At 57.2% G+C, this 12,152-nt stretch carries 12 protein-coding genes and 4 tRNA genes; 12 read left to right on the forward strand and 4 right to left on the reverse strand.

What is annotated here, in order from left to right:
• The first annotated feature begins 24 nt into the window (after positions 1-24).
• Positions 25-435, forward strand: coding sequence for a PA0061/PA0062 family lipoprotein (locus BLV67_RS14955; protein ID WP_065931111.1), 411 nt, complete (start codon positions 25-27; stop codon positions 433-435).
• Here the strand turns inward: BLV67_RS14955 and BLV67_RS32955 are convergent.
• A complete protein-coding gene (locus BLV67_RS32955) occupies positions 432-593 on the reverse strand; it encodes a hypothetical protein (RefSeq protein ID WP_163005485.1) in 162 nt (53 codons plus the stop codon). The genes BLV67_RS14955 and BLV67_RS32955 overlap by 4 nt on opposite strands.
• A 197-nt stretch (positions 594-790) precedes the next feature.
• Here BLV67_RS32955 and BLV67_RS14960 point away from each other — a divergent pair, with 197 nt between their 5' ends.
• Positions 791-1,453: a peptidase C39 family protein gene (locus tag BLV67_RS14960; protein WP_069788300.1), complete on the forward strand. Its 663-nt coding sequence runs from the start codon at positions 791-793 to the stop codon at positions 1,451-1,453.
• A 61-nt stretch (positions 1,454-1,514) separates the two neighbouring features.
• Here the strand turns inward: BLV67_RS14960 and pbpG are convergent, their stop codons facing one another.
• Positions 1,515-2,438: a D-alanyl-D-alanine endopeptidase gene (pbpG, locus tag BLV67_RS14965; protein ID WP_065931109.1), complete on the reverse strand. Its 924-nt coding sequence runs from the start codon at positions 2,436-2,438 to the stop codon at positions 1,515-1,517.
• Positions 2,439-2,647: 209 nt separating this feature from the next.
• Complete coding sequence (gene folD / locus BLV67_RS14970) at positions 2,648-3,502, reverse strand: bifunctional methylenetetrahydrofolate dehydrogenase/methenyltetrahydrofolate cyclohydrolase FolD (RefSeq protein WP_056861391.1); 855 nt, start codon at positions 3,500-3,502, stop codon at positions 2,648-2,650.
• 276 nt (positions 3,503-3,778) lie between these two features.
• On the opposite strand from folD, the gene BLV67_RS14975 reads away from it, so the two are divergent.
• The 5 genes from BLV67_RS14975 (at position 3,779) to BLV67_RS14995 (ending at position 5,019) form a co-directional block, all read left to right on the forward strand.
• Positions 3,779-3,855, forward strand: a tRNA-Arg gene (locus BLV67_RS14975).
• Between the two features lie 32 nt (positions 3,856-3,887).
• Positions 3,888-3,963: transfer RNA gene (locus BLV67_RS14980), tRNA-His, on the forward strand.
• A gap of 57 nt (positions 3,964-4,020) precedes the next feature.
• Positions 4,021-4,105, forward strand: a tRNA-Leu gene (locus BLV67_RS14985).
• Positions 4,106-4,181: 76 nt separating this feature from the next.
• A tRNA-His gene (locus tag BLV67_RS14990) sits at positions 4,182-4,257 on the forward strand.
• Between the two features lie 168 nt (positions 4,258-4,425).
• The gene (locus BLV67_RS14995; RefSeq protein WP_065931187.1) at positions 4,426-5,019 is read left to right on the forward strand and encodes an RNA polymerase sigma factor; all 594 of its coding nucleotides are present in this window, start codon (positions 4,426-4,428) and stop codon (positions 5,017-5,019) included.
• Between the two features lie 2 nt (positions 5,020-5,021).
• On the opposite strand, the gene BLV67_RS15000 is transcribed toward BLV67_RS14995, so the two are convergent.
• Positions 5,022-5,282 carry a hypothetical protein gene (locus tag BLV67_RS15000; RefSeq protein ID WP_058420897.1) on the reverse strand — a complete coding sequence of 87 codons (261 nt, stop codon included), beginning with the start codon at positions 5,280-5,282 and terminating at the stop codon, positions 5,022-5,024.
• A 222-nt stretch (positions 5,283-5,504) separates the two neighbouring features.
• Here BLV67_RS15000 and tig point away from each other — a divergent pair, with 222 nt between their 5' ends.
• From tig to BLV67_RS15025, 5 genes are all read left to right on the forward strand, one after another.
• Positions 5,505-6,815, forward strand: a complete 1,311-nt coding sequence (gene tig, locus BLV67_RS15005; protein WP_056861394.1) for a trigger factor — start codon at positions 5,505-5,507, stop codon at positions 6,813-6,815.
• Between the two features lie 91 nt (positions 6,816-6,906).
• Positions 6,907-7,542, forward strand: coding sequence for an ATP-dependent Clp endopeptidase proteolytic subunit ClpP (clpP, locus tag BLV67_RS15010; protein ID WP_003174822.1), 636 nt, complete (start codon positions 6,907-6,909; stop codon positions 7,540-7,542).
• A 112-nt stretch (positions 7,543-7,654) separates the two neighbouring features.
• Entirely contained in the window at positions 7,655-8,938 is a 1,284-nt protein-coding gene (gene clpX / locus BLV67_RS15015) for an ATP-dependent Clp protease ATP-binding subunit ClpX (protein WP_017136464.1), read from the forward strand.
• Between the two features lie 199 nt (positions 8,939-9,137).
• The gene (lon, locus tag BLV67_RS15020; protein WP_065931108.1) at positions 9,138-11,534 is read left to right on the forward strand and encodes an endopeptidase La; all 2,397 of its coding nucleotides are present in this window, start codon (positions 9,138-9,140) and stop codon (positions 11,532-11,534) included.
• Between the two features lie 133 nt (positions 11,535-11,667).
• The gene (locus tag BLV67_RS15025; protein ID WP_221034285.1) at positions 11,668-11,955 is read left to right on the forward strand and encodes an HU family DNA-binding protein; all 288 of its coding nucleotides are present in this window, start codon (positions 11,668-11,670) and stop codon (positions 11,953-11,955) included.
• Positions 11,956-12,152 lie beyond the last annotated feature (197 nt).

Raw genomic sequence — 12,152 nt, forward strand, 5'->3', positions numbered from 1 at the left:
ACTGAAGCCCTTTGGAGCCCTGCCATGTCACTCAAACCTTTGTTATTGATCCCCGCACTGGGTGTTGTTTTGTTGTTGTCGGCCTGCGCCGGCCCCCTCCCTAAAGCTGACCCGAGCGAAGCGTGGATTGGTTTGAAGGAAGAAGCGCCAAATGACCTGATGGCCGAGCGCGTCGACGGCCACCGCGTGGACGACGGCCGTTATTTTGAAGTGACCCCGGGGGACCATCGTTTGGATGTGACACTGTTTGAAGAAGAGCCGGGCGACGACAACCAGCAAGACTGCCAGGGCCGGGTCGAGTACAGGAATTTCAAGGCGGGTGAGCACTACACGCTGGTGGAATCCAGCCTGGGCACTACTGTGCGTGCCGTGCTCAAGGACGGTCGCGGCAAGGAAGTGGCCGCGACTCAAGACTTCAGTTGCATGCCAGGCTAGGCGTGATGCACCTCGGCCTTGTGCGGCTTGGCCGGTGCAGCAGGTGTGACATGGGGGTGGTGATGCCGACGCGTTATGCGCATCACGCCCCACAACATCGCGGCTGCTACTGCCAGCCAACCGCAGACCAACATGAAAATCGTTGTTGCAAGGCTCATTCCGGCCTCCTTTCGCCCCGCTGGGGGCACACACAGTCTTCTCAATGGACAGTCTAGTCAGCTGACGGTTGCGTGCTATTGACCAATGGTCGAATCGGTCCAACTTGTTGGCTATATCAGCGCGCCGTCACTGCTCCCTGAATGCGATTGGGCTATGATCTGGGCCCTTACCGGCCGTTGATCAAGAGAGTAAAAAATTGCGCTTACGCTCGAACGTTAAAACCTCCTTGTTGCTGGCGTGCGCCCTCGGGTTGGCGGCGTGCTCCGGGCACCCGTCGAAACTGGCGGGCTTGCCGGAGCGCGTTGAACTCACGGGCGTGCCGGCGTATCGCAGCGAGGCCTATCAGAGCGGTCCTTCAGCATTAGCCAGCATGCTGTCGCAACAAGGCATTGTCATGACACCCGGCTTGCTCGACAAACCGCTGCACTTGCCGGGCGGCGAGGCGAACCTTGAGCGCAACATGCAGGTGCTGGCGCGTGAATACGGGCTGATGGTGTACCCGCTGGACAGCCAGTTGACGGCCGTGCTGGCGCAAGTGGCGGCGGGTTACCCGGTGATGGCGCGGATTAATCCGAGCATGTGGTCGGGGACGCGTTATGTGGTGGTGGTGGGGTTCAATCAGCAGAAGAGCACGGTGTTGCTGCGCTCGGGCATGGACCGGCGGTTGTTGATGAGCTTCAGTGATTTTGAATCGGCGTGGAAGAGTGCAGGGCACTGGGCGATTTTGACCCAGCGCCCTAGCCAGTTGCCGGCGAATGTGGATGTGCAGCGCTGGCGTGATTCTGCCAATGCCACGGCGCAGGCCGGGCAGGAACAGGCGGCGGCGCAGGCACTCAAGGTGCTGGCGGAAAGAAAGTAGAAGGCACTGAAGGTCAATGCCTGTGGGAGCTTGCTAGTGTGGGAGCTGGCTCCCACACTATTCAGCGGCGTACTTCAGCCGCGTTCGGGCGACTCTTCAGGTTCTTGTCGGCCTTGTAACGCAACGCCACATCCGGCACCGAGCCACTGCGGCCGGTTTCGACCCAGTTGCGGATACGCGTGGCATCGGCGAAGTGGGTGAACTTGCCGAACGCATCAAGGATCACCAGCGAGACTGGGCGGTTGCCCATGCTGGTCACCAGCACCAGGCAATGGCCGGCCTGGTTGGTGAAGCCGGTCTTGGTCAGCTTGATATCCCAGTTGGCGCGGTTGATCAGGTGATCGGTGTTGGAGAAACCCAAGGTGTAGTTGGGCTTGCGGAACGCCACGGTCTTTTCCTTGGTGGTGCTCAGTTGGCTCAGCATCGGGTATTTACGCGCAGCGGCCAGCAGCTTGCTCAGGTCGCGGGCGGTGGACACGTTGTGAATCGACAGGCCGGTAGGTTCCACGTAATGCGTGCTGGTCATGCCCAGCGCCTTGGCTTTGGCATTCATTGCTGCAATAAACGCCGGGTAGCCGCCCGGGTAGTGGTGGGCCAGGCTGGCGGCGGCGCGGTTTTCCGAGGACATCAGGGCGATCAGCAGCATTTCCTTGCGCGGCATTTCGCTGCCGATTTTCACCCGGGAGAACACGCCTTTCATTTCCGGCGTGTCCTTGATGTTGATGTCGATGTACTCATCCATGTTCTGTTTGGCTTCGAGCACGATCAGGCCGGTCATCAGCTTGCTGACGGAGGCAATCGGCACCACCACATCGGGGTTGCTGGCGTAGATCACTTTATTGGTCTGCAGGTCGACCAGGATGGCGCTGCCGGAAGCGATCTGCAGTTTGGAAGTATCACGCGGGGCGATAGTGGTTTCGCTGGCGTGCGCGAAGGTGCCTGTAAATGCAAACAATAGGCTGACAAGAGAGAGACGAATTTTCACGCGGGTGAACTCGCTAAAAAAGTAAGGAAAATGCCGTTCGAGAACGGTTTTTTGATAAATGCCGTTACATTTTAGGAGTATGGACGAAGAACTGTCGAATGTTCTTCTAGAACCAGACGAAAGTACTTAAAAACTAAGAAAAAAAGGGTTTTTAGCCGCGCAATAAAAAGCCCTGCGATAAGGCAGGGCTTTTTCAGTACCGCTGGTTATTAGTCGTGCAGGGTTTCTGCTGCGTACAGGGTATTTTCCAGCAGGCACGCACGGGTCATCGGGCCGACACCGCCGGGTACCGGGGTGATCCAGCCGGCGCGGGGCAGGGCGGTTTCGTACACCACGTCGCCGACCAGCTTGCCGTCATCCTGACGGTTGATGCCTACGTCGATGACGATGGCGCCTTCCTTGATCCACTCGCCCTTGACCAGGCCCGGCTTGCCGGCGGCAACCACCACCAGGTCTGCGCGGCCGACGTGGCCGGCGAGGTCCTTGGTGAAACGGTGGGTGACAGTCACGGTACAGCCGGCCAGCAGCAGTTCCATGGCCATCGGGCGACCGACGATGTTGGAGGCACCGACCACTACCGCATCGAGGCCGTACAGATCGACGCCGGTGCTTTCCAGCAGGGTCATGATGCCCTTCGGGGTGCACGGGCGCAGCAGCGGAATACGCTGGGCCAGGCGGCCGACGTTATACGGGTGGAAACCGTCGACGTCTTTGTCCGGGCGGATGCGCTCCAGCAGTTTGGAGGCGTCCAGGTGCTCGGGCAGCGGCAATTGCAGCAGGATGCCGTCGATGGCCGGGTCGTCGTTGAGGCCGTCGATCAGGTCGGTAAGCGCCTGCTGGGTGGTCTCGGAAGGCAAGTCGTAGGCCTTGGAAATAAAGCCGACCTCTTCACAGTCTTTACGCTTGTGCGAGACATAAACCTGAGAGGCAGGATCGCTGCCGACCAGGATCACCGCGAGGCCAGGCGTGCGCAGGCCTTGCAGGCGGCGCTCGGTGACTCGTTTGGCGATCTGCTGGCGCAGGCTGGCGGCGATTGATTTGCCGTCGATAAGTTGTGCAGTCATTACGCGTGATTAACCATCGAGAGGGGGAAGAAAAGTGCGCGCATTCTCGCACGCCATGACGTGAGGGCAAAGGCGCTTGGTCTGCAAATTGCCCTAACCCCTTAAATAAAATCAGTTTTTTTCAAAAAAGATTTGACGGGTATCAAGGCCGTCTATACTATTCGTCGCACTTGTCGGGCACAGCCTAGCACTGGTTAAGAAGGTCGAGCAGATAGAGCTGTTCTGCAAGGCTGGAAGCACTTAGTTTGTAATCTTCAACGAGTACAGATTAATAAGGCGCCCGTAGCTCAGCTGGATAGAGCATCCGCCTTCTAAGCGGATGGTCGCAGGTTCGAGTCCTGCCGGGTGCGCCATTAGGCAGCTTTGGCACAAGTAGCGCTAGATGGTGGGCGTAGCTCAGTTGGTAGAGCACGGGATTGTGACTCCCGTTGTCGAGGGTTCGATCCCCTTCGTCCACCCCATATTTAAAAAAGGCGCCAGATTAATCGTCTGGCGCCTTTGCTTTAAGAGCTTCAAGCGCGGATGTGGTGGAATTGGTAGACACACTGGATTTAGGTTCCAGCGCCGCGAGGCGTAAGAGTTCGAGTCTCTTCATCCGCACCAATTAAGCGTCATCCGGCCATCAGGCAGGGTGAGGCCAGACAAGGAAGGTGTTCGAGTTCCTTGTTGATGCAATATGGTGGGCGTAGCTCAGTTGGTAGAGCACGGGATTGTGACTCCCGTTGTCGAGGGTTCGATCCCCTTCGTCCACCCCATATTCTAAAAAGCGCCAGATCAATGATCTGGCGCTTTTTTTTGCATCCGAACAATGCCCGGCCGCGTATGTATTGACGAGGATGGCCGTGGACGGGCCTGGATCCTCATCCGCTGCTACGTGGAGGGTCTGAAAAATGTTGGCACAACAGCAGGATCGCAATCAGGGAATGGCGGTTGGCGAAGCATACTTGCTCGGGCGCCTGCTGTTGGGGGAGCAAGCGGCCTATTGCGACCTGGTCAACACCCATCAGGGCGCCATGCGCGCGGTGGCTTCGGCGATTGCCGGGCATCGGCATGTCGATGACGTGGTGCAGGATGCCTGGTTGGCGATTGTGCGCGGGTTGAGTGGTTTTCAGGGGCGCTCCAGCCTCAAGACCTGGGTGCTGACCATTACGGCCAATAAAGCCAAGGGCCGCTATGGTCGGAATCGGCGCGAAGTGTTTTTCGACGACGCGCTGGGTCAGGAGCGCTTTTGCGCCGCCAGCGGCCAGTGGTTGTCGGTGCCGGTGGGCTGGCATGAAGATACGCCCGAGGCGCTGGCCAGTGAGGATGAGCTGCGTGCCTGTATCGAGCGCACGCTGCAGGAACTGTCGACGCTTCAGAGCGCCGCGCTTGTGCTGCGTGAGCGTGTAGGGCTTGAGCTTGAGGAAATTGCCGAGTTGCTGGGCGTGAGTCTGTGCAACGCGCGGGTGCTGCTGCACCGGGCGCGCAGTCGGGTTTTTGCCGCCATCGACCGGCACCAGGCCTGCGGCCTTGATTGACGTCAAGAAAAAACAAGCATTCTCAATGCCTTGGCGTTAGAATCGTTGCCGGTTTTGAGCGTGTAGAACTGATCCGCGGCTATATAAGGGTCAGTACAGCTATTTAATAGCGAATAACGGCGCAGTACCTGAAAAAGGGCTGTGCCGTTTTTGTTTGAGTGTTTTGAGTTTCCGGGGTAGGGCGTTTCATCGTATTTGTGTTTCTCGATGCTGCCGCCACACCCTTCGACCTTGCTTGCAGGGTCGCTCGCCGGGGTGTGCATCCGGCTCTTCTATATATAGAAGGGCTGGCCTAGAGCCCTGGCGGGATGCGCTGTATTTGCTAACGGGATGAGGTGCATGCGTGCACTTGAACCTATAAATGGCCTGCTGTTTTTCCACCCGTTTTCAGTAGGGTGACTTCTTGAGTTTGACCCACTAGAATGCATGCCCTTGATTCTGGGGTCGGAAACGGCCGGCTAACGTCTGTGCAACGAGGAATATCCATGCAAGTTTCTGTTGAAAATACTACTGCCATCGAGCGCCGCCTGAGCATCACCGTTCCGGCAGAGCGTATTGAGACTGCGGTCAACAAGCGTCTGCAGCAGACTGCCCAAAAGGCCAAGATCGCTGGTTTCCGTCCAGGCAAAGTGCCGATGAGCGAAATCAAGCGTCGTTTTGGTGCCGATGCGCGTCAGGAAGCTGTGGGTGACGTGATCCAGGCTTCCTTCTACGAAGCTGTTGTCGAGCACAAGCTGAACCCGGCGGGTTCGCCTTCGATCGAGCCTAAATCCCTGGAAGCCGGTAAAGACCTGGAATACGTTGCCGTATTCGAAGTGTTCCCGGAATTCACCGTTGCCGGTTTCGAAGACATCGCCGTTGAGCGCCTGAGCGCTGACGTGGCGGATGCCGACCTGGACAACATGCTGGAAATCCTGCGCAAGCAGAACACTCGTTTCGAAGTGGCCGAGCGTGCCGCCCAGAACGAAGACCAGCTGAACATCGATTTCGTTGGCAAGGTTGACGGCGAAGCATTCGCTGGCGGCTCCGCCAAGGGCACCCAGTTGGTACTGGGTTCCAACCGCATGATCCCGGGCTTCGAAGACGGCCTGGTTGGCGCCAAGGCCGGTGAAGAACGCGTTCTGAGCCTGACTTTCCCGGCTGACTACCAGAACCTGGACCTGGCCGGCAAAGCCGCCGAGTTCACCGTGACCGTCAACAGCGTTTCCGAGCCTAAGCTGCCTGAGCTGAACGAAGAGTTCTTCGCCCAGTTCGGTATCAAGGAAACCGGCATCGACGGTTTCCGCACCGAAGTTCGCAAGAACATGGAGCGTGAACTGCGTCAGGCCATCAAGTCCAAGGTCAAGAACCAGGTAATGGATGGTCTGCTGGCCGCCAACCCGATCGAAGTGCCCAAGGCCCTGCTGTCCAACGAAGTGGATCGCCTGCGCGTTCAAGCGGTTCAGCAGTTCGGTGGCAACATCAAGCCTGACCAACTGCCGGCCGAGCTGTTCGAAGAGCAAGCCAAGCGCCGCGTTGTACTGGGTCTGGTCGTGGCTGAAGTGGTCAAGCAATTCGACCTCAAGCCTGACGAAGATCGCGTTCGCGAGATGATCCAGGAAATGGCTTCGGCCTACCAGGAGCCTGAGCAGGTCGTGGCTTGGTACTACAAGAACGACCAGCAACTGAACGAAGTACGTTCGGTTGTGCTGGAAGAACAAGTTGTGGATACTGTTCTGCAGAAGGCTAAGGTGACCGACAAAGCGGTCTCTTACGAAGAAGCAGTCAAACCGGCGGAAGCAGCACAAGCCGACTGATTGTCCAACTCGTTCGAAATATAACCATAAGCCAGCCTCGCGCTGGCTTATGCGTTTTCAAGACATGACTATTTGGGAGTAACTGCAGAGCATGTTCCGTAATTCCTATATTCAGCAGAACTCTGATATCCAGGCCGCCGGCGGCCTGGTCCCGATGGTTGTCGAGCAATCTGCTCGTGGCGAACGCGCCTATGACATCTACTCGCGCCTGCTCAAGGAACGAGTGATTTTTCTGGTCGGCCCGGTAGAGGACTACATGGCCAACCTGATCTGCGCGCAACTGCTGTTCCTTGAAGCGGAAAACCCGGACAAGGACATCCATCTTTACATCAACTCCCCGGGCGGCTCGGTCACTGCAGGCATGTCGATTTACGACACCATGCAGTTCATCAAGCCAAACGTGTCGACCACGTGCATCGGCCAGGCCTGCAGCATGGGCGCGTTCCTGCTGACCGCAGGTGCCGAGGGCAAGCGTTACTGCCTGCCGAACTCGCGCGTGATGATTCACCAGCCGTTGGGCGGTTTCCAGGGCCAGGCATCGGACATCGAAATCCACGCCAAGGAAATCCTGTTTATTCGTGAGCGTCTGAACACGCTGATGGCCAAGCACAGCGGGCACACCCTGGAAGAAATCGAGCGTGACACCAACCGCGACAATTTCATGAGCGCTGAAGCTGCTCGTGAATACGGGTTGATCGACGCAGTGATCGAAAAGCGCCCCGCTTAATATAAGCACCTCAAAATAAGGCTGGTCGGCATGTCCGACCACCGGCGGGCTTGAAAAAGCCCGCATAAGCCTTCATCTTGTGTTGCAAGCCTATCGGATTTGGATCGAACGAATGACTGACACCCGCAACGGCGAGGACAACGGCAAGCTGCTCTATTGCTCCTTCTGCGGCAAAAGCCAGCATGAAGTACGCAAATTGATTGCCGGCCCCTCGGTGTTTATCTGCGACGAGTGCGTCGACCTGTGCAATGACATCATCCGCGAGGAGGTGCAGGAAGCCCAGGCCGAGAGCAGCGCGCATAAATTGCCTTCGCCTAAAGAAATCAGCGGCATCCTTGATCAGTATGTGATTGGTCAAGAGCGTGCAAAAAAGGTTCTGGCGGTAGCGGTGTACAACCACTACAAGCGCTTGAACCAGCGTGACAAGAAAGGCGACGAAGTCGAACTCGGCAAGAGCAACATCTTGCTGATTGGTCCTACAGGCTCGGGTAAAACCCTGCTTGCAGAAACCCTCGCTCGCCTGCTGAACGTTCCGTTCACCATCGCCGACGCCACCACCCTCACCGAGGCTGGCTACGTGGGTGAAGATGTCGAGAACATCATTCAGAAACTGCTGCAGAAGTGCGACTACGACGTAGAGAAGGCCCAGATGGGTATTGTCTACATCGACGAAATCGACAAGATTTCGCGCAAGTCCGACAACCCGTCGATCACTCGGGACGTTTCCGGTGAAGGCGTGCAGCAAGCCCTGTTGAAACTGATCGAAGGCACGGTTGCTTCCGTACCGCCACAAGGCGGCCGCAAGCACCCGCAGCAGGAATTCCTTCAGGTTGATACGCGCAACATCCTGTTCATCTGTGGCGGTGCATTCTCGGGGCTGGAAAAGGTTATTCAGCAACGTTCCACCCGTGGCGGCATCGGCTTTGGTGCAGAAGTGCGCAGCAAGGAAGAAGGCAAGAAGGTGGGCGAGTCCCTGCGTGAAGTCGAACCTGACGATTTGGTCAAGTTCGGTCTGATCCCGGAATTCGTTGGCCGTCTGCCGGTCCTGGCCACGTTGGACGAACTGGATGAGGCGGCTTTGATTCAGATCCTCACCGAGCCGAAAAACGCCCTGACCAAGCAATACGCCAAGCTGTTCGAGATGGAAGGTGTAGACCTCGAGTTCCGTACCGACGCGCTCAAATCAGTGGCCAAGCGGGCACTGGAGCGCAAGACCGGTGCACGTGGCCTGCGTTCGATCCTCGAAGGCGTGTTGCTCGACACCATGTACGAAATCCCCTCGCAATCCGAGGTGAGCAAGGTGGTGATCGACGAAAGCGTTATCGAAGGCAAGTCCAAGCCACTGTATATCTACGAAAACAGTGAGCCGGCTGCCAAGGCTGCACCTGACGCGTAAGCGTCAAGCCGTCGCAGTACAAGCAAGGGCCTTTCGAGGCCCTTTCTTTTTATGTGGCGGTTTTTCGGGGCGGTTTGTGTTCTGCGGTTAAATTCGCGTTTATTCATGCGTTTAACTGCTGGCATTGAGCTTGTTTTTTTTGCGTACAGCCCCCATCTTGGTTTCAAGCTAATTTTTCAACTGTCATAGAGGCGAAATCATGAAGACAACCATTGAATTGCCTCTCCTGCCGTTGCGTGATGTCGTCGTCTATCCGCACATGGTTATCCCGCTGTTCGTGGGGCGCGAGAAGTCTATCGAAGCCCTCGAGGCTGCGATGACGGGCGACAAGCAAATCCTGCTGTTGGCCCAGAAGAATCCTGCTGATGATGATCCAGGCGAAGACGCCCTGTATCGCGTCGGCACCGTTGCGACTGTTCTGCAATTGCTCAAGTTGCCCGATGGCACCGTCAAGGTGCTGGTCGAAGGCGAGCAACGTGGTGCGGTCGAGCGCTTCATGGAGGTGGACGGGCATCTGCGCGCCGAAGTGGCGCTGATCGATGAAGTCGAAGCCCCTGAGCGCGAATCCGAAGTGTTTGTGCGCAGCCTGCTCTCGCAGTTCGAGCAGTATGTGCAGTTGGGCAAGAAAGTCCCGGCTGAAGTGCTGTCTTCTCTCAACAGCATCGATGAGCCAAGCCGCCTGGTCGACACCATGGCCGCGCACATGGCGCTCAAGATCGAGCAGAAGCAGGACATCCTCGAAATCATCGACCTGCCGGCCCGTGTCGAACACGTGCTGGCGCTGCTGGATGGTGAAATCGACCTGCTGCAGGTTGAGAAGCGCATCCGTGGCCGCGTGAAGAAACAAATGGAGCGCAGCCAGCGCGAGTACTACCTGAATGAGCAGATGAAGGCCATTCAGAAAGAACTCGGCGACAGCGAAGAAGGCCACAACGAAGTCGAAGAGCTGAAAAAGCGCATCGACGCCGCCGGCCTGCCTAAAGACGCCCTGACCAAGGCCATGGCTGAGCTGAACAAGCTCAAGCAAATGTCGCCAATGTCGGCCGAAGCCACCGTGGTGCGTTCCTACATCGACTGGCTCGTGCAGGTGCCGTGGAAGGCTCAGACCAAGGTGCGCCTGGACCTGGCCCGTGCCGAAGAGATCCTTGACGCCGACCACTACGGCCTCGAAGAAGTTAAAGAACGCATCCTCGAATACCTCGCCGTGCAAAAGCGCGTGAAGAAAATTCGTGGCCCGGTGTTGTGCCTGGTCGGGCCTCCGGGTGTGGGTAAAACCTCCCTGGCCGAGTCGATTGCCAGTGCGACCAACCGTAAATTTGTGCGCATGGCCCTTGGCGGTGTGCGTGATGAAGCGGAAATTCGTGGCCATCGCCGTACTTACATCGGTTCGATGCCAGGAAGATTGATTCAAAAAATGACAAAGGTGGGTGTGCGCAACCCGCTGTTCCTGCTCGATGAAATCGACAAAATGGGCAGCGACATGCGTGGCGATCCGGCCTCGGCGTTGCTCGAAGTGCTCGACCCCGAGCAAAACCACAATTTCAACGACCATTACCTGGAAGTCGACTACGACTTGTCCGACGTAATGTTCCTGTGCACCTCCAACTCCATGAACATCCCGCCAGCCCTGCTGGACCGGATGGAGGTGATTCGTCTGCCGGGTTACACCGAAGACGAAAAGATCAACATCGCCGTCAAATACCTCGCGCCCAAGCAGATTTCGGCCAATGGCCTGAAAAAAGGCGAGATCGAATTTGAGGTCGAAGCGATCCGCGACATCGTGCGTTACTACACCCGCGAAGCCGGTGTGCGTGGCCTTGAGCGTCAGATTGCGAAGATCTGCCGCAAAGCGGTCAAGGAGCACTCGCTGGAAAAACGCTTCTCGGTGAAGGTGGTTGCCGATTCCCTGGAGCACTTCCTGGGCGTGAAGAAATTCCGTTACGGCCTGGCTGAGCAGCAGGATCAGGTAGGGCAGGTAACTGGCCTGGCGTGGACCCAGGTGGGCGGCGAACTGCTGACCATCGAAGCTGCGGTGATCCCGGGCAAAGGCCAGCTTATCAAGACGGGTTCGCTGGGTGATGTGATGGTCGAATCGATCACCGCCGCGCAGACCGTAGTGCGCAGCCGCGCCAAGAGCCTGGGGATCCCCCTGGACTTCCACGAGAAGCACGACACCCACATCCACATGCCGGAAGGGGCGACCCCCAAAGACGGGCCTAGCGCGGGTGTAGGCATGTGCACGGCACTGGTGTCGGCTCTGACTGGCATTCCTGTGCGTGCCGATGTGGCGATGACCGGGGAAATTACCCTGCGTGGTCAGGTATTGGCCATCGGTGGTCTGAAAGAGAAATTGCTCGCTGCACACCGGGGTGGTATCAAGACCGTGATCATTCCTGAAGAGAATGTTCGCGACTTAAAGGAAATTCCGGACAATATCAAGCAGGATCTTCAGATTAAACCGGTTAAATGGATTGACGAGGTCCTGCAAATTGCGCTGCAATACGCGCCGGAGCCCTTGCCGGATGTGGCTCCGGAGATTGTCGCGAAGGACGAAAAACGCGAGTCCGATTCCAAGGAAAGAATTAGCACGCATTAATGCGATTAAGCCTGGGGGCTTCCTTGACAGCTTTTTAGAGCCCTTGTTATAAAGCGGCTCTTAAGTGTCTGTAGGCCATTCAGCACTGGTTTTTGCTTTCACCAAAAAACTTAGAATCATACTCAATAGATATATAAGGGGACTTAGAGTGAACAAGTCGGAACTGATTGATGCTATCGCCGCATCCGCTGATATCCCGAAAGCTGCTGCCGGCCGTGCGCTGGACGCAGTAATCGAATCCGTCACTGGCGCTCTGAAGGCCGGCGACTCCGTGGTACTGGTAGGCTTCGGTACTTTCTCTGTGACTGACCGCCCAGCTCGCACTGGCCGTAACCCACAGACTGGCAAAGCACTGCAAATCGCTGCTGCCAAAAAACCAGGTTTCAAAGCCGGTAAAGCCCTGAAAGAAGCGGTTAACTAAGCTTCGTTCAAGCCTTGCTTACCCGGGTCAGACGCAGGTCTGACCTGGCAGCGGAGCGGCAGCTGACCCGCGTATCCATCGGGTCGCCAGGGCCTGGGGTGTGGTTCAAAACCCCGTCCGCTCCGCCAGTTACGAGAAGGCGCATCCTCGGATGCGCCTTTCTTCTATCCGGACTCTACCCACGCTCCACGGTTGCC

Origin of the sequence: Pseudomonas salomonii (genome assembly GCF_900107155.1) — a bacterium.
GTDB lineage: Bacteria > Pseudomonadota > Gammaproteobacteria > Pseudomonadales > Pseudomonadaceae > Aquipseudomonas > Aquipseudomonas salomonii.